This window comes from Pseudomonas sp. ML2-2023-3 (assembly GCF_037055275.1).
Lineage (GTDB): Bacteria > Pseudomonadota > Gammaproteobacteria > Pseudomonadales > Pseudomonadaceae > Aquipseudomonas.
In genome coordinates this window covers 4977157-5001887 of record NZ_CP146343.1, presented here as the reverse complement: position 1 = coordinate 5001887, position 24731 = coordinate 4977157, and the positions used below count along the sequence as shown (strand labels likewise).

General features: G+C 58.7%; 28 protein-coding genes. 16 read left to right on the top strand and 12 right to left on the bottom strand.

Annotated features, from left to right (window positions below):
• Window positions 1-2: 2 nt before the first annotated feature.
• Window positions 3-527, bottom strand: coding sequence for an HAD family hydrolase (locus V6P94_RS23120; protein ID WP_133076363.1), 525 nt, complete (start codon window positions 525-527; stop codon window positions 3-5).
• Window positions 527-1501: a KpsF/GutQ family sugar-phosphate isomerase gene (locus tag V6P94_RS23115; RefSeq protein WP_019825016.1), complete on the bottom strand. Its 975-nt coding sequence runs from the start codon at window positions 1499-1501 to the stop codon at window positions 527-529. The genes V6P94_RS23120 and V6P94_RS23115 overlap by 1 nt, the downstream gene beginning before the upstream one ends.
• Window positions 1502-1793: 292 nt before the next feature.
• Between V6P94_RS23115 and V6P94_RS23110 the strand changes: the two genes are divergently transcribed.
• The 10 genes from V6P94_RS23110 to hisC all read left to right on the top strand — a co-directional run bounded on the left by V6P94_RS23110 (window position 1794) and on the right by hisC (window position 9841).
• Window positions 1794-2603: an ATP-binding cassette domain-containing protein gene (locus V6P94_RS23110; RefSeq protein ID WP_046809022.1), complete on the top strand. Its 810-nt coding sequence runs from the start codon at window positions 1794-1796 to the stop codon at window positions 2601-2603.
• A complete protein-coding gene (gene mlaE, locus V6P94_RS23105; RefSeq protein WP_133076362.1) occupies window positions 2603-3400 on the top strand; it encodes a lipid asymmetry maintenance ABC transporter permease subunit MlaE in 798 nt (265 codons plus the stop codon). The genes V6P94_RS23110 and mlaE overlap by 1 nt, the downstream gene beginning before the upstream one ends.
• A complete protein-coding gene (gene mlaD, locus V6P94_RS23100; RefSeq protein ID WP_019825010.1) occupies window positions 3400-3867 on the top strand; it encodes an outer membrane lipid asymmetry maintenance protein MlaD in 468 nt (155 codons plus the stop codon). Before mlaE ends, mlaD begins: the two co-directional genes overlap by 1 nt.
• Window positions 3868-3878: 11 nt before the next feature.
• Entirely contained in the window at window positions 3879-4538 is a 660-nt protein-coding gene (locus V6P94_RS23095; protein WP_133076361.1) for a phospholipid-binding protein MlaC, read from the top strand.
• Entirely contained in the window at window positions 4535-4840 is a 306-nt protein-coding gene (locus tag V6P94_RS23090; RefSeq protein ID WP_019825006.1) for a lipid asymmetry maintenance protein MlaB, read from the top strand. Before V6P94_RS23095 ends, V6P94_RS23090 begins: the two co-directional genes overlap by 4 nt.
• 115 nt (window positions 4841-4955) lie before the next feature.
• Window positions 4956-5195, top strand: a complete 240-nt coding sequence (locus V6P94_RS23085) for a BolA family protein (RefSeq protein ID WP_003439919.1) — start codon at window positions 4956-4958, stop codon at window positions 5193-5195.
• A gap of 31 nt (window positions 5196-5226) precedes the next feature.
• Window positions 5227-6492: a UDP-N-acetylglucosamine 1-carboxyvinyltransferase gene (murA, locus tag V6P94_RS23080; protein WP_133076360.1), complete on the top strand. Its 1266-nt coding sequence runs from the start codon at window positions 5227-5229 to the stop codon at window positions 6490-6492.
• Window positions 6493-6674: 182 nt separating this feature from the next.
• Entirely contained in the window at window positions 6675-7310 is a 636-nt protein-coding gene (gene hisG, locus V6P94_RS23075; protein WP_133076359.1) for an ATP phosphoribosyltransferase, read from the top strand.
• Window positions 7311-7457: 147 nt separating this feature from the next.
• A complete protein-coding gene (hisD, locus tag V6P94_RS23070; RefSeq protein ID WP_133076358.1) occupies window positions 7458-8783 on the top strand; it encodes a histidinol dehydrogenase in 1326 nt (441 codons plus the stop codon).
• Between the two features lie 2 nt (window positions 8784-8785).
• Complete coding sequence (gene hisC / locus V6P94_RS23065; protein WP_338648754.1) at window positions 8786-9841, top strand: histidinol-phosphate transaminase; 1056 nt, start codon at window positions 8786-8788, stop codon at window positions 9839-9841.
• 126 nt (window positions 9842-9967) lie between these two features.
• Here the strand turns inward: hisC and algW are convergent, their stop codons facing one another.
• Window positions 9968-11125, bottom strand: a complete 1158-nt coding sequence (gene algW, locus V6P94_RS23060; RefSeq protein ID WP_133076356.1) for a Do family serine endopeptidase AlgW — start codon at window positions 11123-11125, stop codon at window positions 9968-9970.
• A 100-nt stretch (window positions 11126-11225) separates the two neighbouring features.
• Between algW and V6P94_RS23055 the strand changes: the two genes are divergently transcribed.
• The 3 genes from V6P94_RS23055 (at window position 11226) to cysN (ending at window position 15056) form a co-directional block, all read left to right on the top strand.
• Window positions 11226-11984 (top strand): Nif3-like dinuclear metal center hexameric protein, encoded by a 759-nt coding sequence (locus V6P94_RS23055; protein ID WP_338648752.1) that lies wholly within the window; start codon window positions 11226-11228, stop codon window positions 11982-11984.
• Window positions 11985-12230: 246 nt separating this feature from the next.
• Window positions 12231-13148 carry a sulfate adenylyltransferase subunit CysD gene (cysD, locus tag V6P94_RS23050; protein ID WP_019408820.1) on the top strand — a complete coding sequence of 306 codons (918 nt, stop codon included), beginning with the start codon at window positions 12231-12233 and terminating at the stop codon, window positions 13146-13148.
• Window positions 13149-13157: 9 nt separating this feature from the next.
• Window positions 13158-15056 (top strand): sulfate adenylyltransferase subunit CysN, encoded by a 1899-nt coding sequence (cysN, locus tag V6P94_RS23045; protein ID WP_338648751.1) that lies wholly within the window; start codon window positions 13158-13160, stop codon window positions 15054-15056.
• Window positions 15057-15227: 171 nt separating this feature from the next.
• On the opposite strand, the gene V6P94_RS23040 is transcribed toward cysN, so the two are convergent.
• Genes V6P94_RS23040 through V6P94_RS23030 form a run of 3 tightly spaced genes read right to left on the bottom strand, consistent with a single transcriptional unit; the run spans window position 15228 to window position 18631 of the window.
• Window positions 15228-16133: an acyltransferase gene (locus tag V6P94_RS23040; protein ID WP_338648750.1), complete on the bottom strand. Its 906-nt coding sequence runs from the start codon at window positions 16131-16133 to the stop codon at window positions 15228-15230.
• Entirely contained in the window at window positions 16134-18233 is a 2100-nt protein-coding gene (pta, locus tag V6P94_RS23035; protein WP_326427344.1) for a phosphate acetyltransferase, read from the bottom strand.
• Between the two features lie 59 nt (window positions 18234-18292).
• Window positions 18293-18631, bottom strand: coding sequence for a DUF3565 domain-containing protein (locus V6P94_RS23030; RefSeq protein WP_133076351.1), 339 nt, complete (start codon window positions 18629-18631; stop codon window positions 18293-18295).
• Between V6P94_RS23030 and V6P94_RS23025 the strand changes: the two genes are divergently transcribed.
• Both V6P94_RS23025 and V6P94_RS23020 read left to right on the top strand, forming a co-directional pair.
• Window positions 18600-19085 (top strand): peptidylprolyl isomerase, encoded by a 486-nt coding sequence (locus V6P94_RS23025; protein ID WP_019824979.1) that lies wholly within the window; start codon window positions 18600-18602, stop codon window positions 19083-19085. The two genes, V6P94_RS23030 and V6P94_RS23025, sit on opposite strands and share 32 nt — an antisense overlap.
• Before the next feature lie 133 nt (window positions 19086-19218).
• On the top strand, window positions 19219-19701 hold the full coding sequence (locus V6P94_RS23020; protein WP_133076350.1) for a glutathione peroxidase: 483 nt from the start codon (window positions 19219-19221) through the stop codon (window positions 19699-19701).
• On the opposite strand, the gene V6P94_RS23015 is transcribed toward V6P94_RS23020, so the two are convergent.
• Together V6P94_RS23015 and cysZ are read right to left on the bottom strand one after the other, a co-directional pair.
• Window positions 19698-20888 (bottom strand): glycosyltransferase family 1 protein, encoded by a 1191-nt coding sequence (locus V6P94_RS23015; protein ID WP_338648748.1) that lies wholly within the window; start codon window positions 20886-20888, stop codon window positions 19698-19700. The genes V6P94_RS23020 and V6P94_RS23015 overlap by 4 nt on opposite strands.
• Before the next feature lie 64 nt (window positions 20889-20952).
• Complete coding sequence (cysZ, locus tag V6P94_RS23010) at window positions 20953-21702, bottom strand: sulfate transporter CysZ (protein ID WP_338648747.1); 750 nt, start codon at window positions 21700-21702, stop codon at window positions 20953-20955.
• A 310-nt stretch (window positions 21703-22012) separates the two neighbouring features.
• Between cysZ and trxB the strand changes: the two genes are divergently transcribed.
• Window positions 22013-22975 (top strand): thioredoxin-disulfide reductase, encoded by a 963-nt coding sequence (trxB, locus tag V6P94_RS23005; protein ID WP_133076347.1) that lies wholly within the window; start codon window positions 22013-22015, stop codon window positions 22973-22975.
• A gap of 160 nt (window positions 22976-23135) precedes the next feature.
• On the opposite strand, the gene V6P94_RS23000 is transcribed toward trxB, so the two are convergent.
• From V6P94_RS23000 to folE, 4 genes are read right to left on the bottom strand one after another with little or no spacing between them, the layout of a single operon-like run.
• Complete coding sequence (locus V6P94_RS23000; protein WP_133076346.1) at window positions 23136-23477, bottom strand: HopJ type III effector protein; 342 nt, start codon at window positions 23475-23477, stop codon at window positions 23136-23138.
• Entirely contained in the window at window positions 23474-23767 is a 294-nt protein-coding gene (locus V6P94_RS22995) for a DUF1244 domain-containing protein (RefSeq protein ID WP_338648746.1), read from the bottom strand. The genes V6P94_RS23000 and V6P94_RS22995 overlap by 4 nt, the downstream gene beginning before the upstream one ends.
• A 14-nt stretch (window positions 23768-23781) precedes the next feature.
• Window positions 23782-24168: a dihydroneopterin triphosphate 2'-epimerase gene (folX, locus tag V6P94_RS22990; protein WP_133076344.1), complete on the bottom strand. Its 387-nt coding sequence runs from the start codon at window positions 24166-24168 to the stop codon at window positions 23782-23784.
• The gene (gene folE, locus V6P94_RS22985; RefSeq protein WP_338648745.1) at window positions 24168-24728 is read right to left on the bottom strand and encodes a GTP cyclohydrolase I FolE; all 561 of its coding nucleotides are present in this window, start codon (window positions 24726-24728) and stop codon (window positions 24168-24170) included. The genes folX and folE overlap by 1 nt, the downstream gene beginning before the upstream one ends.
• Window positions 24729-24731 lie beyond the last annotated feature (3 nt).

Genomic DNA, 24731 nt, shown 5'->3' with positions numbered 1-24731 from the left:
CTCTATAGGTAGGCGGCGTGGGCTGCGTCCAGGCTGCCCTGGGCACGCAGAATCAGCTCGCAGAATTCGCGGGCGGCACCTTCGCCACCACGTGCCTGGGTAACGCCGTGGGCGTGCTCGCGAACAAAACTTGCAGCATTGGCCACTGCCATGCCAAGGCCGACACGACGGATAACCGGCAAGTCTGGCAAATCGTCGCCCAAATAGGCGACCTGTTCATAGCTTAGGTTGAGTTGGCCAAGAAGCTCGTCCAGCACGACCAATTTATCTTCCCGGCCCTGATAGAGGTGCGGGATGCCCAGATTTTGCGCGCGGCGCTCGACGACCGGGGTTTTGCGACCGCTGATGATTGCGGTTTGAACACCGGCCGCCATCAGCATCTTGATGCCTTGGCCGTCGAGGGTATTGAAGGTTTTGAATTCGCTGCCGTCTTCGAGGAAGTACAGGCGACCGTCGGTCAAGACACCGTCAACGTCAAAAATGGCAAGCTTGATGCCTTTGCCGCGTTTGAGAAGTTCCTGGGTCATTACATTACTCCTGCGCGTAGCAGATCGTGCATGTTCAAGGCGCCAACCGGGCGATCTTGCTTGTCGACAACCACCAGTGCGCTGATTTTGTGATCTTCCATGATCTTCAGGGCTTCGGCCGCCAGCATGTCGGCCCGGGCGGTTTTGCCGTGCGGGGTCATGACGGCATCAATGGTTGCGTTGCGGATATCGATTTCACGGTCCAGGGTGCGGCGCAAGTCACCGTCAGTGAAGATCCCGGCCAGCCGGCCGTCCTCTTCGATGACGACAGTCATGCCCAGCCCCTTGTGGGTCATTTCCATCAGTGCTTCTTTGAGCAGGGTGCCGCGCATGACTTGCGGCAACTCATCGCCAGAGTGCATGACGTTTTCGACCTTGAGCAGCAAACGCCGGCCCAGTGCTCCACCCGGATGGGAGAAGGCAAAGTCTTCGGCTGTGAAGCCACGGGCTTCGAGCAGTGCTATGGCCAGTGCATCGCCCAGCACCAGGGTTGCCGTGGTGGAGGAGGTCGGTGCCAGGTTTAGCGGGCAGGCCTCCTGGGCCACGCTTGCATCGAGGCTGACATCGGCCGCCTTGGCCAGGGGCGATTGCGGATTACCGGTCATGCTGATCAATTTGATGCCCAGGCGCTTGATCAGCGGCAGCAGGGTGACGATTTCGGCGGTTGAGCCAGAATTGGACAGCGCGAGAATGATGTCATCCCGGGTGATCATGCCCATGTCACCGTGGCTGGCTTCTGCCGGATGAACGAAAAAAGCCGTGGTGCCGGTGCTGGCCAGGGTGGCGGCAATTTTGTTGCCTATGTGCCCTGACTTGCCCATGCCGACCACGACTACCCGGCCTTTACTTGCCAAAATCATCTCGCAAGCGCGTACGAAATCTGCGTCGATATGAGTCAGCAAGCCCTCTACGGCTTCCAGTTCGAGGCGGATGGTGCGTTGGGCGGATTGAATCAGGTCGCTGGATTGGCTCATGGTTGAAGTCGGGTAGCCTGAGAAAAGGCAACGATTATAGCGGTTATGTGGCGTTCCCTCACGCTTGATCGCAGTGCTTTGTTGCCTGCGTAGGTAAACTCTTAGTGTGTTTACAGAAAAACCCGCTTTATTTCACTGTATTGAGGCTGAACCGGCACTCCTTCGGTCTTGGGCGGTCACTATGAGCAGTGGTATAGTTCGCCGCCAGTTCGGCCCGCCAGGGAACGCGTGCTTCTTGATAAGAAGTTTGGTGTCCGGGTGAGAGGCAGAGGCTGCATCGCAAGGAGTTTAGATGAGCGCCGATAACGCCTACGCGGTCGAGCTGAAGGGAGTGTCCTTCAAGCGCGGCACGCGCAGCATCTTCAATAATGTCGATATTCGAATTCCCCGTGGCAAGGTCACGGGAATCATGGGCCCGTCGGGCTGCGGCAAAACCACACTATTGCGCCTGATGGGCATGCAACTGCGTCCCAGCAGCGGCGAAGTGTGGGTCAACAATCAAAACCTGCCGACCCTGTCGCGCAGTGATTTGTTTGATGCCCGCAAGCACATGGGGGTGTTGTTCCAGAGTGGTGCATTGTTCACCGATCTGGATGTGTTCGAGAACGTTGCCTTCCCGCTGCGGGTGCATACCCAGCTGCCTGAAGAAATGATTCGTGACATCGTGCTGCTGAAATTGCAGGCGGTGGGCTTGCGCGGGGCTATCGATTTGATGCCCGACGAGTTGTCCGGCGGCATGAAGCGTCGGGTGGCCCTGGCGCGGGCGATTGCTCTGGATCCGCAAATCCTGATGTATGACGAACCCTTCGTGGGCCAGGATCCCATCGCAATGGGAGTGCTGGTGCGGCTGATTCGCCTGCTTAACGATGCGCTGGGCATCACCAGTATTGTGGTGTCTCACGACCTGGCTGAAACCGCGAGCATCGCCGACTATCTGTATGTAGTCGGTGACGGTCAGGTGCTGGGGCAGGGTACGCCTGAAGAGTTGATGAACGCCGATAACCCGCGCATTCGCCAGTTCATGACCGGCGATCCGGATGGCCCGGTTCCGTTTCACTTTCCGGCGTCGGACTACCGAACCGATCTACTGGGGAAGCGCTGATGCGCAGACATTCATTAATGGACCGTATCGGTTTGTTTGGCCGAGCCGGGATCGACATCGTCGCGGTGCTGGGGCGTTCGACGATTTTCCTGTTTCATGCACTGCTGGGGCGAGGCGGTATCGGCGGCGGTTTCGGGCTGCTGATCAAGCAGCTGCACTCCGTTGGTGTCATGTCGCTGGTCATTATCGTGGTCTCCGGCATATTCATCGGCATGGTGCTGGCGCTGCAAGGCTTCAGCATTCTGTCCAGCTATGGTTCCGAGCAGGCGGTTGGGCAGATGGTGGCCCTCACCCTGTTGCGCGAATTGGGGCCGGTGGTGACTGCCTTGCTGTTCGCCGGGCGGGCGGGTTCTGCCTTGACCGCTGAAATCGGCAACATGAAATCGACCGAGCAGCTGTCCAGCCTGGAAATGATTGGGGTCGACCCACTCAAATACATTATCGCGCCGCGGTTATGGGCCGGTTTTATTTCCCTGCCTGTGCTGGCGATGATTTTCAGTGTGGTCGGCATCTGGGGCGGTTCGTGGGTTGCAGTGGACTGGCTGGGTGTCTATGACGGTTCCTACTGGGCCAATATGCAAAATAGCGTGACCTTCAGTGGTGACGTACTTAACGGGATCATCAAAAGCATCGTATTTGCTTTCGTGGTGACCTGGATTGCCGTGTTTCAAGGTTATGACTGTGAGCCCACATCAGAGGGGATCAGCCGTGCCACTACCAAGACCGTGGTGTATGCCTCTCTGGCAGTCCTCGGGCTGGACTTCATTTTGACTGCCTTGATGTTTGGAGATTTCTGATGCAAAACCGCACCATGGAAATCGGTGTCGGCCTGTTCCTGCTGGCTGGCATCCTGGCTTTGCTTCTGCTTGCCCTGCGGGTCAGCGGACTGTCCCCGACCGCCAGCACTGACACCTACAAACTGTACGCCAACTTTGACAATATTGCCGGCCTCACCGTGCGCGCCAAAGTCACCATGGCGGGCGTGACCATCGGCAAGGTTACGGCGATTGACCTGGACCGTGACAACTACATGGCCCGTGTCACCCTGCAGCTCGAAAAAGCTGTGGATAATCTGCCGACCGATTCGACTGCGTCTATTCTCACAGCGGGTCTGCTGGGCGAGAAATACATCGGTCTGAGCGTGGGTGGTGAAGACACTGTGCTCAAGGACGGTGGCACCATTCACGACACTCAGTCGTCGCTGGTCCTTGAAGACCTGATCGGTAAATTCCTGCTCAATACCGTTAGCAAAGACGCCAAATAAGGAGCTTTAAGATGATTTCTCTCTTGCGCCGTGGCCTGTTGGTAATTATGGCTGCAGCCCTCCCTCTGGTGGCGAATGCTGCGCCGGGGCAGTCTGCTCACGACATCGTTTCAGACACAACCACCCGGTTGCTGGCTGACCTGGCTGCCAATAAAGAGCAGTACAAGCAAAACCCGAGCAAGTTCTACGATGCCCTGAACGGTATTGTCGGGCCGGTGGTGGATGCCGACGGTATTTCGAAAAGCATCATGACCGTGAAGTACTCCCGTAGTGCGAGTCCTGAGCAAATGCAGCGCTTTCAAGAGAACTTCAAGCGCAGCCTGATGCAGTTCTATGGCAATGCCTTGCTTGAGTTCAAAAACCAGGGCATCACCGTTGCCCCGGCCAAGGATGAAAGCGGCGATCGCACCAGCGTCGACATGACCGTCAAAGGTGATAACGGGGCGATTTACCCGCTGTCCTATACCCTTAACAAGGTTAACGGCGAGTGGAAAGTGCGTAACGTGATCATTAACGGCATCAACATCGGCAAGCTGTTCCGTGATCAGTTCGCCGACGCCATGCAGCGCAACGGCAACAACCTGGATAAAACCATCGATAACTGGGCTGGCGAAGTAGCCAAGGCCAAGGAAACGACCGATGCAGCTTCGCCCAAGGCTGCAGGCCAATGAGTGAAGCGGCTGTAACCCTGGCCGGCGAGAGCGAGTTGCGCCTCAGTGGCGTACTCGATTATCAGACCGGCCCCCGCTTGCGCACTGAAGGTCAGGCACTGATCAAAAAAGCTCTGGCCAAGGCGTTGGTCGTTGACTGCTCGGGTGTCACCAAATCCAGCAGCGTCGGTTTGTCGCTGTTGCTGTGTTACATCCGTGATGCGCAAGCCCTGAACAAGCCATTGAGCATTCGTGACATGCCCGAAGACATGCGCGAAATCGCCCAGGTCTCGGGCTTGACCGAATTGCTGGCACATCATTAATAGCCACGTATAGAAAAGTCCCCCCGTCAGAGTCCTGTTATACGGGGTTCGCAGGCGCGGGGCTTTTTTGTATGATGGCCGACCCGCGCGCGTTAGGCGCCGATTGAGGTTGAGCATGCAGGCCGTAGAAGTGAAGAGCTTTCTTGAGGGAAAGCTGCCTGGAACCCAGGTAGAAGTTGAGGGCGAAGGCTGCAACTTTCAGCTGAACGTGATTAGTGACGAACTGGTGGCCTTGAGCCCGGTCAAACGTCAACAAAGCATCTATGCCCATTTGAACCCGTGGATCGCTGATGGCAGCATCCATGCGGTCACTATGAAATTCTTCAGCAGCGCGGCCTGGGCCGAGCGCACCTGAGCCCCCTGAGCCCATTGGCGTCGAGATTGTTATGGATAAATTGATTATTACCGGCGGCGTTCGTCTAGATGGCGAAATCCGCATTTCCGGGGCGAAGAACTCCGCCCTGCCGATTCTGGCAGCGACCTTGCTGTGCAATGGCCCGGTCACTGTAGCCAACCTGCCGCACTTGCATGACATCACCACCATGATCGAGCTGTTCGGTCGCATGGGCATTGAGCCGGTGATCGATGAAAAGCTGAGCGTCGAAATCAACCCGAACACTATCAAAACCCTGGTTGCGCCGTACGAACTGGTTAAAACCATGCGTGCCTCGATCCTGGTTCTGGGCCCGATGGTTGCGCGTTTCGGTTATGCCGAAGTGGCCTTGCCAGGTGGTTGCGCCATTGGTTCGCGTCCGGTTGACCTGCACATCCGCGGCCTTGAAGCCATGGGCGCAGTGATCGACGTGGAAGGTGGCTACATCAAGGCCAAGGCTCCGGAAGGCGGCTTGCGCGGTGCCAACTTCTTCTTCGATACCGTCAGCGTGACCGGTACTGAAAACATCATGATGGCCGCCGCTCTGGCCAATGGCCGCAGCGTTTTGCAGAACTCTGCACGCGAGCCTGAAGTCGTCGACCTGGCCAACTTCCTGAACGCCATGGGCGCCAAGGTCAGCGGTGCAGGCACGGACACCATCACCATTGATGGCGTCAAAGAACTGCACACCGCAACCTACCGCGTGATGCCGGACCGTATCGAGACCGGTACCTACCTGGTAGCCGCTGCCGTGACCGGCGGCCGTGTGAAGGTCAAGGACACCGATCCGACCATCCTCGAAGCCGTTCTTGAAAAGCTCAAGGAAGCGGGCGCCGAAGTCACTACCGGTGAAGACTGGATCGAGCTGAACATGCACGGCAAGCGTCCTAAAGCGGTGAACGTGCGTACGGCTCCGTACCCGGCGTTCCCGACGGACATGCAGGCGCAGTTCATCTCCCTGAACGCCATCGCCGAAGGCACGGGCGCAGTGATCGAGACCATCTTCGAAAACCGCTTCATGCACGTGTACGAACTGCACCGCATGGGTGCCAAGATCCAGGTCGAAGGCAACACTGCCATCGTCACCGGTACTGAAACCCTCAAGGGCGCGCCAGTCATGGCTACCGACCTGCGTGCTTCGGCCAGCCTGGTTATCTCGGCTCTGGTCGCTGAAGGCGATACCCTGATCGACCGCATCTACCACATAGACCGTGGTTACGAGTGCATCGAAGAAAAACTGCAAATGCTGGGCGCCAAAATTCGCCGCGTTCCGGGCTAGTTTTTGCTGTTTGGCATCATGGGCACAGGGATAGTGTCCAGCCGCCAGGTGACGTAACGGCTTGCAAGCGTTACCTTACCTGGCCTCGAATCGTTCAAGTCGAGCCTGATATCAGGCTCGATGCTTGTCCGGCGCCGATTGCGCCCGGGCAAAAAGTACCCTGATAAGGACTTACGTTTCCCATGTTGACCATTGCACTGTCCAAGGGCCGTATCCTTGACGACACCCTGCCGCTTCTCGCTGAAGCGGGCATTGTGCCGACCGAGAATCCGGACAAAAGCCGCAAGCTGATCATTCCGACTACCCAACCCGATGTACGTCTGCTGATCGTACGCGCCACCGACGTGCCGACGTACGTTGAACATGGCGCGGCAGACCTCGGTGTCGCGGGTAAAGACGTGCTGATGGAGTACGGCGGCCAGGGCCTTTACGAGCCGCTGGACCTTCAGATTGCCCAGTGCAAGCTGATGACTGCCGGTGCCATTGGTGTTCCCGAGCCTAAAGGCCGCCTGCGTGTTGCCACCAAGTTCGTCAATGTCGCCAAGCGCTACTACGCCGAGCAAGGCCGCCAGGTCGACATCATCAAGCTGTACGGCTCGATGGAGCTGGCGCCGCTGATTGGCCTGGCCGACAAGATCATCGACGTGGTCGACACCGGCAACACCTTGCGCGCCAATGGCCTGGAACCTCAGGAATTCATTGCCGCCATCAGCTCCCGTCTGGTGGTTAACAAGGCTTCGATGAAAATGCAGCACGCCCGTATTCAAGCCCTGATCGATACCCTGCGCAAGGCAGTGGAATCGCGACACCGCGGCTGACTCACCTGCGCGACCTTGAGTCGCGCCCATCTATCCGTGTAATAGCCAGAAATTTCAGCGACCTGCGCGGATGGCTTGGTAGTCTTGCTGCCTTCACTGTGTAACATCATCCATTCTAAGCATTCGCCCAATACCGAGGCCCTCGCTATGACCGCTCCCACTGCAATTCGCCGACTCAACGCTGCTGACCCGGATTTCGCGCAGCATCTGGATCATCTGCTGAGCTGGGAAAGTGTGTCTGACGACTCGGTCAACCAGCGTGTGCTCGACATCATCAAAGCCGTGCGTGAGCGTGGCGACGCTGCTCTGGTTGAGTTCACCCAGCGCTTTGACGGGCTGAGCGTCAACTCGATGGCCGACTTGATCCTGCCCCGCGAGCGCCTGGAACTGGCCCTGACCCGTATCACTGCGCCGCAACGTGAAGCGCTGGAAAAAGCCGCACAGCGTGTGCGCAGCTATCACGAAAAACAGAAGCAGGATTCCTGGAGCTACACCGAAGCCGACGGCACGGTGCTGGGCCAGAAAGTCACGCCACTGGACCGGGCAGGCTTGTACGTACCGGGCGGCAAAGCCTCTTACCCGTCATCGGTGTTGATGAACGCCATTCCGGCCAAGGTCGCAGGCGTTACCGAAGTGGTCATGGTGGTGCCGACCCCTCGTGGCGAAATCAATGAGCTGGTGCTGGCTGCCGCCTGCATTGCGGGCGTTGACCGAGTGTTCACCATCGGCGGTGCACAGGCCGTTGCGGCACTGGCCTACGGCACAGAAAGCGTTCCGAAAGTCGACAAAGTGGTCGGCCCGGGCAACATCTATGTCGCCACCGCCAAGCGCCACGTGTTCGGTCAGGTGGGCATCGACATGATCGCCGGCCCTTCGGAAATTCTGGTGGTGTGCGATGGCCTGACCGATCCGGACTGGATTGCCATGGACCTGTTTTCCCAGGCCGAGCACGATGAAGACGCACAGGCGATTCTGGTCAGCCCCGACGCCGAGTTCCTCGACAAGGTCGCGGCGAGCATTGCCAAGTTGTTGCCGACCATGGAGCGTGCCGACATCATCGAAACGTCGATCAATGGCCGTGGCGCACTGATTCTGGTGAATGACATGCAGCAAGCCATCGACGTTGCCAATCGCATTGCTCCGGAGCACCTGGAGTTGTCGGTGGCTGACCCGCAAGCCTGGCTGCCGCAGATCCGTCACGCTGGCGCGATCTTCATGGGCCGACACACGTCTGAAGCCCTGGGTGATTACTGCGCGGGCCCCAACCACGTTTTGCCAACTTCCGGCACGGCACGTTTTTCGTCGCCGCTGGGGGTGTATGACTTCCAGAAGCGCTCCTCGATCATCTTCTGCTCCGAGCAGGGTGCTTCCGACCTGGGCAAGACCGCATCGATTCTCGCCCGTGGTGAGTCGCTGACCGGTCACGCCCGCAGTGCCGAATACCGCATCATCGCCGACGACAAGGGGCAATAAGCATGAGCAAATTCTGGAGTCCATTCGTCAAGGATCTGGTGCCTTACGTGCCGGGTGAGCAGCCGAAGCTGACCAAACTGGTCAAGCTCAACACCAACGAAAACCCTTATGGGCCTTCGCCCAAGGCCCTGGCGGCGATGCAGGCCGAGATCAACGACAATCTGCGTTTGTACCCTGACCCGAACAGCGACCTGCTCAAGCAGGCGGTGGCCGAGTACTACGGCGTACAGGCTGCCCAGGTGTTTCTGGGCAACGGTTCGGACGAAGTCCTGGCCCATGTATTCAATGGCCTGTTCCAGCACGACAAGCCGCTGCTGTTTCCGGATATCAGCTACAGCTTCTATCCGGTTTACTGCGGTTTGTACGGCATCGAATTTGATGCCGTGCCTCTGGATGAGCAATTCCAGATCCAGCCTGCGGACTATGCCAGGCCTAATGGCGGGATCATCTTCCCTAACCCGAATGCCCCGACCGGCTGCCTGTTGGCGCTGGAGGCCATCGAGCAGATCCTCAAGGCCAGCCCTGATTCAGTGGTTGTGGTGGATGAAGCGTACATCGACTTTGGTGGCGAGACGGCCATCAGCCTGGTGGATCGCTACCCGAACCTGCTGGTGACTCAGACACTGTCCAAATCGCGTTCCCTGGCCGGCTTGCGGGTCGGGTTGGCAGTGGGCCACCCGGATCTGATCGAAGCGCTGGAGCGGATCAAGAACAGCTTCAACTCCTACCCGCTGGACCGTATCGCCATTGCGGGCGCTGCGGCGGCGTTTGCCGACCGTGAATACTTCGAGCACACCTGCAAGCAGGTAATCGACAGTCGCGAACACGTGGTAGGGCAGTTGCAGGCACTGGGTTTTGAAGTGCTGCCGTCGGCGGCGAACTTTATCTTTGCCCGTCATCCGGAACACGATGCGGCGGCGCTGGCGGCCAAGTTGCGGGGGCAGGGCGTGATCGTGCGCCACTTCAAGCAATTGCGCATTGCCCAGTTCTTGCGCATCAGCATCGGTACGCCGGAGCAGAATGCGGCGTTGATTGAAGGGTTATCGGATATCGAATAGAGGTTGACCGCGGCTCTTGTGGGAGCGGGCTTGCTCGCGATGCAGGCGCCGCGGTAGTTCAGGCAAACCGCGGCGATACCATCGCGAGCAAGCCCGCTCCCACATCAGGTGGTGAGGGCTCGTTGCTTACTCTTCCTGCTGCGGCGGCTGCTCCTGTGGCGGTCGCAGGCCCACCTCGGCGGTGAGCTTAAGCTCTTTGCCGTTACGCATGACCTGGATCGTGATCTTGTCCGAAGGCTTGATCCGCGCCACCTGATTCATTGAGCGGCGCCCATCGCTGGCAGGCTCGCCATCGATGCTCAGAATCACGTCTCCCAGTTCAAGACCGGCTTTTTGCGCCGGCCCCCCACGGAAAATGCCCGCGACAACAATTCCCGGGCGTCCACTGAGACCAAACGACTCGGCCAGTTCCTGGGTCAAGGGTTGAACCTCAATCCCCAGCCAGCCGCGAATGACCTGGCCGTGCTCGATAATCGACTTCATGACCTCCATCGCCAGATTGATCGGGATCGCGAAGCCGATGCCTTGCGAACCGCCTGACTTGGAGAAAATCGCGGTGTTGATGCCGGTCAGGTTGCCGTTGGCATCTACCAGTGCGCCGCCCGAGTTGCCCGGGTTGATCGCGGCATCGGTCTGGATAAAGTCTTCGTAGTTGTTCAGGCCCAACTGGTTGCGGCCTGTGGCACTGATGATGCCCATTGTGGTGGTTTGACCCACGCCGAACGGGTTGCCAATTGCCAGGGCGATATCACCGATACGCAAGGTGTCCGAGCGGCCGATGGTGATTGCCGGCAGATTCTTGAGGTCGATCTTCAGCACCGCGAGGTCAGTTTCCGGGTCGCTGCCAATGACCCTGGCGTGTGTTTCACGACCGTCCTTCAGCGCCACCACAATCTGGTCGGCCCCTGCGACCACGTGGTTATTGGTCAGCAAATAGCCTTCGGGACTCATCAGAACCGCCGAACCCAGGCTGGACTCCATACGTTTTTGCTTGGGCTCGTTGTTGCCGAAAAAATGCCGGAACTGCGGGTCCTCGAACAAGGGCCTGGCGTTTTTGTTCACCACTTTGGTGGTGTACAGGTTGGCTACGGCAGGCGCGGCACGCACCACCGCGTCGGCATAGGTCACCGGCCCTTGCTGCATGTAACTGGTTTGCGGGGCTTGTTGCAGATTAACGTCCAGGCTCGGCAGTCCAACCCACTGCGGGTAACGCTGAATAATCAGCAAAGCGATAAGCACGCCAGCCAGCAATGGCCAGCCAAAAAAACGCAAAGCCTTAAACATTGAACTCAGTCCTGAAGGTTGCAGAGCCGTTCTGACGGCCCATAATGGCGCCATTATACGAGGGCCGCCCGGCTCTGAACGCTATATTTAGGAGTCTTTTATGGCTGTCGCCCTGAGCACGCTGGTAGAAGAAGCAAATCGTTACCTCAATTGCGCCGCCATCAATGATTACTGCCCCAATGGCCTGCAGGTCGAAGGTCGCCCCCAGGTGATGCGCATCGTCAGTGGCGTGACCGCCAGCCAGGCACTGCTGGATGCTGCAGTCGAGGCCCAGGCCGATCTGGTGCTGGTGCACCATGGTTACTTCTGGAAGGGCGAAGATCCCTGCGTGACCGGGATGAAGCAACGTCGCCTCAAGACGCTGCTCAAGCACGACATCAGCCTGCTGGCCTATCACTTGCCACTGGACCTGCATCCCGAGGTGGGCAACAACGTGCAATTGGCGCGGCAGCTGGACATCACCGTCGAAGGCCCGCTTGATCCTGGCAATTCGAAAGTGGTGGGGTTGGTGGGCTCTCTGGCCGAGCCTGTGACCGCCCGTGATTTTGCACGCCGTGTTCAAGAGGCGCTTGGGCGCGAGCCGCTGCTGATTGAAGGCAGTGAAATGATCCGCCGCGTGGGTTGGTGTACCGGTGGCGGGCAAGGCTATATCGATCAGGCGGTGCTGGCGGGCGTTGATCTGTACCTGAGTGGCGAAGCCTCGGAGCAAACTTTCCATAGTGCCCGGGAAAACGACATCAGCTTCATTGCCGCGGGGCACCATGCTACCGAACGCTATGGCGTGCAGGCATTGGGTGACTACCTGGCGCGGCGCTTTGCTTTGGAACACCTGTTCATCGATTGCCCGAATCCGATCTGATTATTGGAATCCAACCCTGTGGGAGCGGGCTTGCTCGCGATCGAATCAACGCGGTCTTGCGGTATAACCGCATTGCCTGCATCGCGAGCAAGCCCGTCCCACAGGGAGTAATCGCCCAAACTCCGGGGTCTATTCTTAGACCGTTTCGATCTAGCTGGGGTCATCTATAGAAGCGGACGCTGTGCTAGCATTCGACCCTCGAACACGGCCCGCAGGCCGTTCATAAGATAGCTTTCGTGAGTAGCCATGGTCGACAAACTGACGCACCTGAAACAGCTGGAGGCGGAAAGCATCCACATCATCCGCGAGGTGGCCGCCGAGTTCGATAACCCGGTGATGCTGTACTCGATCGGTAAAGATTCCGCCGTGATGCTGCACCTTGCACGCAAGGCGTTTTTCCCTGGCAAGCTGCCGTTTCCGGTGATGCATGTCGACACCCAGTGGAAATTCCAGGAGATGTACAGCTTTCGCGACAAGATGGTTGCCGAGCTGGGCCTGGACCTGATCACTCACGTCAACCCGGACGGCGTGGCTCAAGGGATCAACCCCTTCACCCACGGCAGTGCCAAGCACACCGACATCATGAAAACCGAGGGCCTGAAGCAGGCTCTGGACAAATACGGCTTCGATGCCGCCTTTGGTGGTGCCCGTCGCGACGAAGAAAAATCCCGCGCCAAAGAGCGCGTCTATTCCTTCCGTGACAGCAAGCACCGCTGGGATCCGAAAAACCAGCGCCCCGAGTTGTGGAACGTCTACAACGGCAACGTCAACAAGGGCGAATCCATCCGTGTGTTCCCGTTGTCGAACTGGACCGAGCTGGACATCTGGCAGTACATCTACCTTGAGGGCATCCCGATTGTGCCGCTGTACTTTGCGGCCGAGCGCGAGGTCATCGAGAAGAACGGCACGCTGATCATGATCGACGACGACCGTATCCTTGAGCACCTGTCTGACGAAGACAAGGCTCGCATCGTCAAGAAAAAGGTCCGCTTCCGTACCCTGGGATGCTACCCGCTGACCGGCGCGGTGGAGTCAGAGGCTGAAACCCTGACCGACATCATCCAGGAAATGCTCCTGACGCGAACTTCCGAGCGCCAAGGCCGAGTCATCGATCACGATGGCGCAGGCTCAATGGAAGATAAAAAACGTCAAGGTTATTTCTAAGGGGTTGTCATGTCGCATGTATCTGATTTGATCAGCGAGGACATCCTCGCCTACCTGGGCCAGCACGAGCGCAAAGAGATGTTGCGCTTCCTGACCTGCGGCAACGTCGACGACGGCAAAAGCACCCTGATCGGGCGCCTGCTGCACGACTCCAAGATGATCTACGAAGACCATCTGGAAGCCATTACCCGCGACTCGAAAAAAAGTGGCACCACGGGCGACGATATCGACCTGGCACTACTGGTTGACGGTCTGCAAGCCGAGCGCGAGCAGGGCATCACCATTGACGTGGCGTATCGCTATTTCTCTACCGCCAAGCGCAAATTCATCATTGCCGACACCCCGGGCCATGAGCAGTACACCCGCAACATGGCCACCGGTGCGTCCACCTGTGACCTGGCGATCATTCTGGTCGATGCCCGTTACGGCGTGCAGACCCAGACCCGTCGCCACAGCTTCATTGCCTCGTTGCTGGGCATCAAGCATATCGTCGTGGCCATCAACAAGATGGACCTCAAGGGTTTTGACGAAGGTGTGTTCGAGTCGATCAAGGCCGACTACCTGAAGTTTGCCGAGGGCTTGAAGCTCAAGCCGACCAGCCTGCACTTTGTGCCGATGTCTGCCCTTAAAGGCGACAACGTGGTGAACAAATCCGAGCGCTCGCCGTGGTACACCGGCCAGTCGCTGATGGAAATCCTTGAAACCGTGGAAGTGGCGGCCGACCGCAACCTCACCGACCTGCGCTTCCCGGTGCAGTACGTGAACCGTCCGAACCTCAACTTCCGTGGTTTTGCCGGCACCCTGGCCAGCGGCATCGTGCACAAGGGCGATGAAATCGTCGTGTTGCCGTCGGGCAAGAGCAGCCGCGTCAAATCCATCGTCACCTTTGAAGGTGAACTGGAGCACGCAGGCCCCGGTCAGGCAGTTACCCTGACCATGGAAGACGAGATCGACATCTCCCGTGGCGACTTGTTGGTGCATGCCGACAACGTGCCGCTGGTGACTGACAACTTCGAAGCCATGCTGGTGTGGATGGCTGAAGAGCCGATGCTGCCGGGCAAGAAGTACGACATCAAGCGCGCGACCAGCTACGTACCGGGTTCGGTTGCCAGCATCGTCAACAAAGTCGATGTGAACACCCTGGAAGAAGGTCCGGCCAGTGCTTTGCAGCTGAACGAAATCGGCAAAGTCAAAATCAGCCTCGACGCGCCGATTGCGCTGGATGGTTATGACAGCAACCGCACGACCGGCTCGTTCATCATCATCGACCGCCTGACCAACGGCACCGTGGGTGCAGGCATGATCGTTGCCCAGCCGTTGAGTCATGGCAACGCAACCCATCACGGCAAACTGGCCCATGTGGCTGTTGAAGAGCGTGCCCAGCGTTTTGGCCAGCAACCGGCCACCGTGTTGTTCAGCGGGCTGTCGGGTGCCGGCAAAAGCACCTTGGCCTATGCGGTTGAACGCAAGTTGTTCGATATGGGACGTGCGGTATTCGTGCTGGATGGCCAGAACCTGCGCCATGACCTGAACAAGGGTCTGCCACAGGATCGTGCCGGACGTACTGAAAACTGGCGTCGTGCTGCTCACGTGGCGCGCCAGTTCAACGAAGCCGGTCTGCTGACACTGGCCGCCTTCGTGGCGCCGGACGCTGAAGGCCGTGAACAGGCCAAGGCGTTGATTGGCAGCGACCGTCTGGTGACCGTTTATGTTCAGGCATCCCCGGCCGTGTGCGCCGAGCGTGACCCGCAAGGGCTGTATGCAGCGGGTGGTGACAACATCCCGGGTGAATCCTTCCCGTATGACGTGCCGTTGAATGCCGACCTTGTGGTCGACACGCAATCGCTGTCCCTGGAAGAGAGCGTCAAACTGGTGCTCGACCTGTTGCGCCAACGCGGCGCGATTTAAGCCGCACTAAAAAGCCCGCCACCGAGAGATCGGTGGCGGGCTTTTTATTGGGCTTCAGATGCCGGAAATGCCCCTGTGGGAGCGGGCTTGCTCGCGATGGAATCTATGTTCTTGAGCCAAACCGGGGCGCCTGCATCGCGAGCAAGCCCGCTCCCACAAGATCCAGAGGCATCAGGATTTAGGGAACTCGCGATGCAACTCCTCCAGCAGCCGGTCCTTGTCTTCCCATAACTGGTTGATCCAGCCTTGGAATGCCAGCCGGTACTCGGGGTCCTGATCGTAGTTTTTACCCAGAAACTCAGCCGGGATATGCAGCTCTTCAAACACCACCACCACGTCTTTCACATTGCCGCACAGCAAGTCCCAATACCCTGGACGCCCGCCCGGATAGTGGATGGTCACGTTGATGATGGACTGCAGCTGTTCGCCCATTGCATCCAGCACAAAGGCGATGCCTCCGGCCTTGGGCTTGAGCAGGTAGCGGAACGGCGAGTTTTGCTGCGCGTGCTTGGCTTCTGTAAAGCGCGTGCCTTCGACGAAGTTGAAGATCCCCACGGACTGGTTTTTGAACTTGGCGCAGGTTTTACGTGTGGTCGCCAGATCCGCGCCTTTTTTCTCCGGGTGCTTGGCCAGGTAGGCCTTGGAGTAGCGTTTCATGAACGGAAAGCCCAGCGCCCACCACGCCAGGCCAATGACCGGCACCCAGATCAGCTCCTGCTTGAGGAAGAACTTGAGCGGGCGGATGCGTTTGTTGAGCACGTATTGCAGCACCATGATGTCGACCCAGCTCTGGTGGTTGCTGGTCACCAGATACGAGTGCTCATAGTCCAGCCCCTCAAGGCCCTTGATATGCCAGCGGGTCTTGCGCAGCAAGTCCATACAGCGATTGTTGTTGGCGATCCAGGCTTCGTGGATACGGCGCATCAATTCGTCGGTCACCCGTTGAGCTGCCGCAAAGGGCAGACACAGCTTGAAAATCGCGACGATGAACAGCGGCGTGCAACACACGATGGTGTTGATCGCCAGCAGCAGCGAAGCAATGACGCCGCGTAGCGGTGCAGGCAAGAAGTCCAACATTTAAATATCCATAGGTCGGTTGGCGGCTTGAATGGCCGTGAGGGCGATGGTGTAGACGATATCGTCCACTTGAGCGCCGCGTGGCAGATCGTTCACCGGCTTGCGCAGGCCTTGCAGCATTGGCCCGAGGCTGACGCAATCGGCGCTGCGTTGCACGGCTTTGTGAGTCGTATTGCCGGTGTTCAGGTCCGGGAACACAAAAACGGTGGCTCGGCCTGCCACCTGGCTGTTGGGGGCCAGTTGCCTGGCGACTACCTCGTTGGCGGCGGCATCGTATTGCAGCGGGCCGTCGATCAGCAGTGAATGCTGGGCTTCGTGGGCCAGCAAGGTGGCTTCGCGGACTTTTTCGACTTCTTCACCGCTGGCCGATTCGCCGCTGGAATAGCTGATCATGGCCACCCGCGGGGTGATGCCGAACGCCGCGGCAGAGTCGGCGCTTTGCAGGGCGATTTCTGCCAGTTCAGAGGCGCTCGGGTGCGGGTTCATCACGCAGTCGCCGTACACCAGCACCTGCTCGGGGAACAGCATGAAGAACACCGACGATACCAGCGTGCAGCCCGGTGCCGTCTTGATCAACTGCAGGGCAGGCCGGATGGTGTTGGCGGTTGAGTGGATGACCCCTGAAACCAGCCCGTCGACCTCGTCCAGTGCCAGCATCATGGTGCCAATCACCACCGGGTCTTCCAGCTGCTGCTCGGCCATCGGCGCGTTGATGCTCTTGGTCTTGCGCAAGGCCACCATCGGTTCGACGTACCGGGCGCGAATCAGGTCCGGGTCGAGAATTTCCAGGCCCTCGGGCAGTTCGAAACCGTGGGCCTTGGCGACCGCGTGGACTTCTTCGGGCTTGGCCAGCAATACGCAGCGGGCGATGCCGCGAGCCTGACAAATAGCTGCCGCCTGGACGGTCAGGGGCTCGCTGCCTTCGGGCAAAACGATCCGCTTGTTGGCCTGCTGGGCGCGCTGGATCAGTTGGTAGCGGAAGACGGCTGGGGTCAGGCGCATTTCCCGTGGCGTGCCGCAGCGTTGATGCAGCCAGTGGGCGTCCAGATGGCTGGCAACAAAGTCGGTGATGATTTCGGCACGTTCGCGGTCATCGATCGGGATTTCCTTGTTCAGGCCATTGAGGCGGTTGGCGGTGTCGTAGGACCCCGTGCTCACCGACAGCACGGGCAGCCCGGCCTGCAACGCACCCCGGCAAAGCTCCATCAGGCGCGGATCGGGCTGGGTGTCGCTGGTCAGCAGCAGGCCCGCCAGCGGAACGCCATTCATCGCGGCCAGGCTGACGGCCAGGATGATGTCGTCGCGATCGCCGGGGGTGACGACCAGCACGCCCGGTTTGAGCAGTTGCAGGGTGTTGAGTACCGTGCGGGCGCACAGGATGATTTTCGACATGCGCCGGGTTTCATAGTCCCCGGCATTGAGCACCTGGGCGCCGAGCAGTTCGGCTACATCGCGGGTGCGCGGGGCGTTGAGTTCGGGTTGATACGGAATGCAGCCCAGCAGCTTGAAATCACCACTGCGCAGCAATGGGGAATGCTCTTTGAGGCGTGCCGAGAAGGCTTCCATGCTTTCGTCGGTGCGTACCTTGTTGAGGATCACACCGAGTACTTTAGGGTCCTTGGGCCCGCCAAACAGCTGCGCCTGTAACTCCACCCGTCCGGAAAGCTCGGTCAGCACTTCGTTTTCAGGGGCCGAGACCAGAATCACTTCGGCATCCAGGCTCTTGGCCAGGTGCAAGTTGACCCGAGCCGCGTAGCTGGCGGTACGGGTGGGCACCATGCCTTCTACGATCAGTACGTCCTTGCCGATGGCAGCCTGTTGATAGAGGTTGATGATCTCTTCGAGCAGCTCATCCAGCTGGCCGTCACCGAGCATGCGTTCGACATGGGCCAGACCCAGTGGGGTCGGTGGCTTGAGGCCGTGGGTGCGGGCGATCAGCTCGGTGGAACGTTCAGGGCCGAAGTCACCCGGATGCGGCTGGGCAATGGGCTTGAAAAACCCGACTTTCAACCCGGCGCGCTCCAGGGTGCGAACCAGGCCCAGGCTAATAGAGGTCAGACCCACACCAAAGTCGGTGGGAGCGATAAAGAAAGTTTGCATGCGAGCTTCCTGACGTGGCAGTGCAAGGGCAACACCCTTTAACCGGGCTTGTGCCTGAATCAATTGCCAAGATTAGCGCTATCCGCGTCTTGAGCACACCAGCCACAGTCAAAGGGCTGGCCTATTTTTGCCTGGCGCTGCTCAGGGTCAAGCACCCAGGGTCTTGATTGCCAGGGCGGTTGGTGACGCTGGTGCTGGGTGTGGCCACAGGAGAGCACGACAACCCAGTGCTGCTCTTCATCCTGACGCCAGCCAATGATCGTTGAAGTTTTCAAAATTATCCGTTGGTCTTTGTTGTGTTCGCTTTCGGGCGATTGCTTGGTTAAACTTGCGAACTCATTATTTTTTTGCAAAAGGTCTCGCCCCATGACGATCGCCGCCAATAAGGCTGTCTCCATCGACTATACCCTGACCAATGACGCTGGTGAGGTCATCGACAGCTCTGCCGGCGGCGCGCCGCTGGTCTACCTGCAAGGTGCAGGTAACATCATTCCGGGTCTGGAAAAGGCTCTGATCGGTAAGGCTGTTGGTGACGAGCTGGACGTTAGCGTTGAACCTGAAGACGCTTACGGCGAGTACTCCGCCGAGCTGGTAAGCACCTTGAGCGCCAGCATGTTCGAAGGCGTTGACCAACTGGAAGTTGGCATGCAGTTCCACGCTTCGGCGCCGGACGGCCAAATGCAGATCGTGACCATCCGTGATCTGGACGGCGACGATGTGACCGTTGATGGCAACCACCCACTGGCTGGTCAGCGTCTGAACTTCAAGGTCAAGGTTGTTGCAATTCGTGATGCCAGCGAAGAAGAAATCGCTCACGGCCACGTCCACGGTGAAGGCGGTCATCAGCACTGATAAGTGCTGCTACGCTCACTTGTGAACTAGCCAGGAAGGCGCCTACGGGCGCCTTTTTTGATCCTGGGAGATTACGGTAATCGGTACGTCGGACGATTGCTTGAACGTGGATACGGGAATTTTGGAGTCCGTCATGAGTGCTTTTCACGAACTTACTTTAGACGCGCTGGATGGCAAGCCGCTACCACTGGACACCTTCAAAGGCAAAGTGGTGCTGGTAGTGAATGTGGCCTCCAAGTGCGGTTTGACCCCTCAGTACGCAGCGCTGGAAAACCTGTATCAGCAATTCAAGGGCCAGGGTTTCAGCGTTTTGGGCGTGCCATGCAATCAGTTCGCCGGACAAGAGCCGGGTACCGAGGAGCAAATTCAGGCGTTTTGCAGCCTCAACTACGGTGTCAGTTTTCCTCTAAGCAGCAAGCTTGAGGTCAACGGGCCTGACCGTCATCAGCTCTATCGTTTGCTGGCAGGCGAGGGGGCCGAGTTTGAGGGGGAAATCACCTGGAACTTCGAGAAGTTCCTGGTCGGCAAAGATGGGCGGGTGTTGGCGCGATTCTCACCGCGCACCGCGCCAGACGATGCGACGGTGATTCAGTCGATTGAAAAATCCCTGGCTTAAGGTTTTTTTACCGCGACGTGAATGGGCACCGGGGCTTCGCACATGGAGCCCTGTCGAGCCCGCAACAACTGGCTTTCGAACTGCTCGACAATGCCTGGCCAGCTTTGGCGGCTGGCATGACGTCGGGCATTGAGGCGCAGGGTGCGTAAGGTCTCTGGGTCTTCAAGCAGCCAGCAGGCGGCTTCGATCCAGGCGTATTCGTCCCCCGGCATGGCCAGCACTCCGTTGTATCCATGGCGGATATGCAGGCCAGCAGCGGCCTCGTCATAGGCCACCACGCCCAAGCCAGAGGCCTGGGCTTCAAGCACCACATTGCCAAATGTCTCGCTCAGGCTCGGAAACAGAAACACATCCCCGCAGGCGTAGTGACAAGCCAGGGCGTGTCCTGACTGTTGCCCGCAAAAAATCGCTTCGGGCAATGAGGCTTCCAGGGCCGCACGTTTTGATCCGTCACCCACCACGATCAACTTGAACCGGCGCGCCGGATAGCGGGCTTGCAGCGCATCAAGACAGCGCTTGAGTGCATCCAGGTTTTTTTCCGGTGCCAGGCGCCCCACATGTAACAGCGCAATGTCGTTTTCCCTGAGTCCCCAGCTCTGGCGCAAGGCGTCCTGGCGTTTTGCCGGGCTGAACAACTGGCTGTCAACACCGCGAGGGAGCAGATCCAGGCGTTCAAAATGCCTGCGCGCAAGCTCCACGCGCTGGCTGGTGCTGGGGACCAGGGTCAGTGCAGAACGGTTATGGAACCAGCGCAAGTAGTGCGTCAGTGCACGGGTGAACAGGGTCAGGCCGTGTTGACGCAAATACTGCTGGAAGTTGGTGTGAAACCCCGTGACCGCGGTAATGCCCAGGCGACGTGCAACCCGCAATGCACACAGGCCCAATGGTCCCTCTGTGGCGATGTAGACCACATCCGGAGGTTGTTGGCGCCAGCGTTTGGTCAGGCGATGGGTGGATGTCAGGCCCCACTGCAGGCCGGGGTAGCCGGGTAGCGGCAAGCCCCGGCACAGCATCAGTTCGTCGTTGCTGCGCTGGCCGCCATCGTCGGCCTGGCGCGGGCGTACCAGTTCCACGCGATGATTGCGCGCACGCAAGCCATCACACAGCTGGCCAAGGGTATTGGCAACACCATTGATTTCAGGCGCGAAGGTTTCGGTGATCAGGGCGATGTGCAGGGCTGTGGTCATGACCCCAGTGTGTTCTGGGGTCATGACGCCCGTGTGTCACGGTGATGATGGATTTATGAAGTCGCTAGCGCGATGCCAGCGCTTCATCGCCCCGCTCGCGCACCCAGAACAGGGTGGCGCCAGCGACAGCAGCGGGCATCATCAGCACATTGACCACCGGGATCAGCAGCACCAGGTAGACGATGCCGCCGAAGCTCATGCTCTGCCAGCGCTTCTCGCGCAACCAGGCAAGCATCTCGTTCCAGCCCAGCTTGTGGTTATCAGCGGGGTAGTCGATGTACTGAATAGCCATCATCCAGACCCCGAACAACAGCCACAACGGGGCCGCAATCAGGTTGAGCACCGGTATGAACGACAGGATCAGCAGCGCAATGGCCCGTGGCAGAAAGTAGCCCAGCTTGCGCATTTCCCGGGCCAGGGTGCGGGGCACCATCGCAGCCAGTTCGCCCCAGCTGAAGGGCGGTGAGTTATCGACCCCGCGTACGACGGCCTCGACTTTTTCCGAGAGAAAACCGTTGAACGGCGCCGCAATGATGTTGGCCAGCATGGTGAACGTGAAAAACACCATCAACGCCACCAGCACGACAAACAACGGCCACAACAGGTAGTTGAGGAAGCTGAGCCAGCTTGGCAGTGACGGCATCAGGGTATCGACCCAGAGGCTGAACTGATGCCCGGCGAAATAAATCAACCCGACGAACAGCACCAGATTGATCAGCAACGGCAGCAGCACGAACAAGCGCAGGCCAGGGCTGAGAACCAACGTCAGGCCTTCACGCAGGTACTGCGGGCCAGAAAGAACGGGGGCGGGCATAGAGTGCTCCGAGCAGTGGAAAACCGGGCGACCTTAACGGCTTTATCTGTAGGACGAAAGCCTTGTCGCACTATCGACAATAACTGTAACAAAGCCGTCTAAAATCGAATTCGACTACATAGAGACCCGCTATGAGCTGGATTGTTAATGCGTATTTCCTTACTCTCTGCGGCCTCTATATGCTTCACCCATATTTTTCAGGACCTGCGTTTTTCAGGCTTGGCCTGTGCAGGTTTACGGTTTCTTTTTATTCCAGCCGGTAAACGGCGTTCCGACCCGGTTCCAATGCGGGCGGTCATAGGAGTGAGTCATGTCTGAAGTACGTCATTCGCGTGTGATTATTCTGGGTTCCGGCCCTGCCGGTTACAGCGCCGCGGTCTACGCGGCCCGCGCCAACCTCAAACCACTGCTGATCACGGGCATGCAGGCTGGCGGTCAATTGACCACCACGACTGAAGTCGACAACTGGCCAGGCGATGTTCACGGCCTGACCGGTCCGGCCCTGATGGACCGCATGCGTGAGCACGCCGAGCGCTTTGAGACTGAAATCATTTTCGACCACATCAATGAAGTGGATCTGAAAAACCGTCCGTTTACCTTGAAAGGTGACAGCGGCACGTTCACGTGTGACGCCCTGATCATTGCGACCGGCGCCAGCGCCCGTTACCTGGGCCTGCCGTCCGAAGAAGCGTTCATGGGCAAGGGCGTTTCCGCCTGTGCAACCTGTGACGGTTTCTTCTATCGCAACAAGCCGGTTGCCGTGGTCGGTGGTGGTAACACTGCCGTTGAAGAGGCGCTGTACCTGGCCAACATCGCCAGTAAAGTGACCCTGGTTCACCGTCGCGAAACCTTCCGCGCCGAGAAGATCCTGATCGACAAACTGCACGCCCGTGTTGCTGAAGGCAAGATCGAACTCAAGCTGAACGCGACCCTGGACGAAGTGTTGGGCGACAACATGGGTGTGACCGGCGCGCGCCTGAAAAACAACGATGGCAGCTTTGACGAGCTGAAAGTGGACGGCGTATTCATCGCCATCGGCCACACGCCGAACACTTCGTTGTTCGAAGGCCAGCTGGAGCTTAAAGACGGCTACATGGTTGTGCAGGGCGGCCGTGAAGGCAACGCTACGGCTACCAGCGTCGAAGGCGTGTTTGCTGCCGGCGACGTGGCTGACCACGTTTACCGTCAAGCCATCACCTCGGCTGGCGCCGGTTGCATGGCCGCGCTGGATACCGAGCGCTACCTGGACGGCCTGCAGAACGCTCAGTTCTGATAGCCCGCCCCAATAAAAAAACCGGCTTCGGCCGGTTTTTTTGTGTCTGTCCTGTGGGAGCGGGCTTGCTCGCGATGTAATCGCTGCGGTGTAACTGAAAAAAAGCGGCGCCTGCATCGCGAGCAAGCCCGCTCCCACCCCCTATGGGGCAGAGGCTGGCTTACGCCTTGCGGGTCAGCGGCTGTGCGTCGAATTTGACACCGGCCAGGCCGTGGGCAATCAGCGCACGGATATTGCTGTGGTCTGTGCCTTCAGGCGTGGCAAGCACCGAACGGTAATGCTCGCCAAACGCCAACAGCGCCTGCTGATCACTCAAACCTTCCAGCAGCGCCAGGCCCAGGGTCTTGCACGAGCCTTCATTTTGCCCGGCAGCGTTCTCCACGCCGCCGTTATTGAAGGCCTGCGGCTGGTAATCGTAGTGCGCTGCGATAAATGCCAGGGTGTCGGCGAAGAGGTGTTCGCCGCTGTCGAGGCTGGCGCGCAGGGTGTTCACATCAGTCATTGCTTTTTTCCTTGGGCAAACGCCGCGGTTTGTTCGGCGCTGGCTTCTTTCTGGTATTGGGATTTCCAGTCGGCATACGGCATGCCGTACACGGCTTCACGGGCGTCATCGAGGCTGATGTCGATCTGGCGCTCGTCAGCGGCAGCCTTGTACCACTTGGACAGGCAGTTGCGGCAAAAACCCGAGAGGTTCATCAGGTCAATGTTTTGCACGTCCTTGCGGCTGTCCAGATGTGCGACAAGGCGGCGGAAGGCGGCCGCCTCCAGTTCAAGCTGTTCTTGAGGAGTCATGGGGTTCACCGGGGTTATGAAGTTGCAGCCTGGCGGCTCGCCGCCAGCGTAATCGAGACCGATTCGGCAAAGCGCAGCGCGTGCGGCTTGTCGACTTCGACTTCGGCATACAGTACCGCGCCATTGGCCATTACCAGGTCCAGCAACTCCTGGGTCAGGCGCTCAAGCAGGGCGAAGCGGTTCTCTTCGACGTGCTGGATCACGGCCTTGGTGATGGTGCGGTAATTGAGCGCGTGGTCGATGTCGTTATCGCGCACCGCCTCTTGCGCGGCATAGAGGATGGTGAGGTTGATCAACACATCCTGCTTGTTGAGGATTTCTTCCTCATTGATACCGATGTAGGTGCGCAGGCACAGGTCCTTGACGCGAATACGGGCCATTCCTGGCTGAAGTTGTGGCATTACGACTTGCTCCGTCCAATCAGTTGCAAGAACTCCATGCGGGTGCTCGGCTCGCGAAACGCGCCAAGCATGACCGAGGTGTTCATGGTCGAATTCTGTTTTTCTACACCGCGCATCATCATGCACATGTGCTGAGCTTCAATCACAACGGCTACGCCTGCGGCCTGGGTCACGCTTTCAATGGCGTCGGCGATTTCACGGGTGAGGTTTTCCTGGATTTGCAGGCGACGGGCAAACATGTCGACGATGCGGGCGATTTTCGACAACCCCAGTACTTTGCCCGTCGGGATGTAGGCCACATGGGCCTTGCCGATAAACGGCAGCAGGTGATGCTCGCACAGTGAGTACAGCTCGATATTGGCCACGATCACCATTTCGTCGCTGTCAGAGGCGAACAGGGCGTCGTTGACGAGGGTCTCCAGGCTCTGCTCATAGCCATGACACAGGTACTGCATGGCTTTGGCTGCGCGCTTGGGGGTGTCGAGCAAACCTTCGCGGTCAGGGTCTTCACCGATATCGATGAGGATTTCGCGGTAATGCCCGGGCAGTGATGCGCTCATGAA

What these genes read in the sequence shown, in the direction of transcription:
- cysN (WP_338648751.1), top strand. Translation starts at nt 13,158, where the DNA reads ATGTCGCATGTATCTGATTTGATCAGCGAGGACATCCTCGCCTACCTG.
- V6P94_RS23040 (WP_338648750.1), bottom strand. Translation starts at nt 16,133, where the DNA reads ATGTTGGACTTCTTGCCTGCACCGCTACGCGGCGTCATTGCTTCGCTG.
- murA (WP_133076360.1), top strand. Translation starts at nt 5,227, where the DNA reads ATGGATAAATTGATTATTACCGGCGGCGTTCGTCTAGATGGCGAAATC.
- V6P94_RS23120 (WP_133076363.1), bottom strand. Translation starts at nt 527, where the DNA reads ATGACCCAGGAACTTCTCAAACGCGGCAAAGGCATCAAGCTTGCCATT.
- mlaD (WP_019825010.1), top strand. Translation starts at nt 3,400, where the DNA reads ATGCAAAACCGCACCATGGAAATCGGTGTCGGCCTGTTCCTGCTGGCT.
- V6P94_RS22995 (WP_338648746.1), bottom strand. Translation starts at nt 23,767, where the DNA reads ATGACTCCTCAAGAACAGCTTGAACTGGAGGCGGCCGCCTTCCGCCGC.
- mlaE (WP_133076362.1), top strand. Translation starts at nt 2,603, where the DNA reads ATGCGCAGACATTCATTAATGGACCGTATCGGTTTGTTTGGCCGAGCC.
- hisC (WP_338648754.1), top strand. Translation starts at nt 8,786, where the DNA reads ATGAGCAAATTCTGGAGTCCATTCGTCAAGGATCTGGTGCCTTACGTG.
- V6P94_RS23030 (WP_133076351.1), bottom strand. Translation starts at nt 18,631, where the DNA reads ATGGAGACAGCCTTATTGGCGGCGATCGTCATGGGGCGAGACCTTTTG.
- folX (WP_133076344.1), bottom strand. Translation starts at nt 24,168, where the DNA reads ATGCCACAACTTCAGCCAGGAATGGCCCGTATTCGCGTCAAGGACCTG.
- V6P94_RS23085 (WP_003439919.1), top strand. Translation starts at nt 4,956, where the DNA reads ATGCAGGCCGTAGAAGTGAAGAGCTTTCTTGAGGGAAAGCTGCCTGGA.
- cysZ (WP_338648747.1), bottom strand. Translation starts at nt 21,702, where the DNA reads ATGCCCGCCCCCGTTCTTTCTGGCCCGCAGTACCTGCGTGAAGGCCTG.
- trxB (WP_133076347.1), top strand. Translation starts at nt 22,013, where the DNA reads ATGTCTGAAGTACGTCATTCGCGTGTGATTATTCTGGGTTCCGGCCCT.
- V6P94_RS23115 (WP_019825016.1), bottom strand. Translation starts at nt 1,501, where the DNA reads ATGAGCCAATCCAGCGACCTGATTCAATCCGCCCAACGCACCATCCGC.
- folE (WP_338648745.1), bottom strand. Translation starts at nt 24,728, where the DNA reads ATGAGCGCATCACTGCCCGGGCATTACCGCGAAATCCTCATCGATATC.
- V6P94_RS23020 (WP_133076350.1), top strand. Translation starts at nt 19,219, where the DNA reads ATGAGTGCTTTTCACGAACTTACTTTAGACGCGCTGGATGGCAAGCCG.
- pta (WP_326427344.1), bottom strand. Translation starts at nt 18,233, where the DNA reads ATGCAAACTTTCTTTATCGCTCCCACCGACTTTGGTGTGGGTCTGACC.
- algW (WP_133076356.1), bottom strand. Translation starts at nt 11,125, where the DNA reads ATGTTTAAGGCTTTGCGTTTTTTTGGCTGGCCATTGCTGGCTGGCGTG.
- hisG (WP_133076359.1), top strand. Translation starts at nt 6,675, where the DNA reads ATGTTGACCATTGCACTGTCCAAGGGCCGTATCCTTGACGACACCCTG.
- V6P94_RS23110 (WP_046809022.1), top strand. Translation starts at nt 1,794, where the DNA reads ATGAGCGCCGATAACGCCTACGCGGTCGAGCTGAAGGGAGTGTCCTTC.
- V6P94_RS23015 (WP_338648748.1), bottom strand. Translation starts at nt 20,888, where the DNA reads ATGACCACAGCCCTGCACATCGCCCTGATCACCGAAACCTTCGCGCCT.
- V6P94_RS23055 (WP_338648752.1), top strand. Translation starts at nt 11,226, where the DNA reads ATGGCTGTCGCCCTGAGCACGCTGGTAGAAGAAGCAAATCGTTACCTC.
- hisD (WP_133076358.1), top strand. Translation starts at nt 7,458, where the DNA reads ATGACCGCTCCCACTGCAATTCGCCGACTCAACGCTGCTGACCCGGAT.
- V6P94_RS23000 (WP_133076346.1), bottom strand. Translation starts at nt 23,477, where the DNA reads ATGACTGATGTGAACACCCTGCGCGCCAGCCTCGACAGCGGCGAACAC.
- V6P94_RS23095 (WP_133076361.1), top strand. Translation starts at nt 3,879, where the DNA reads ATGATTTCTCTCTTGCGCCGTGGCCTGTTGGTAATTATGGCTGCAGCC.
- V6P94_RS23090 (WP_019825006.1), top strand. Translation starts at nt 4,535, where the DNA reads ATGAGTGAAGCGGCTGTAACCCTGGCCGGCGAGAGCGAGTTGCGCCTC.
- V6P94_RS23025 (WP_019824979.1), top strand. Translation starts at nt 18,600, where the DNA reads ATGACGATCGCCGCCAATAAGGCTGTCTCCATCGACTATACCCTGACC.
- cysD (WP_019408820.1), top strand. Translation starts at nt 12,231, where the DNA reads ATGGTCGACAAACTGACGCACCTGAAACAGCTGGAGGCGGAAAGCATC.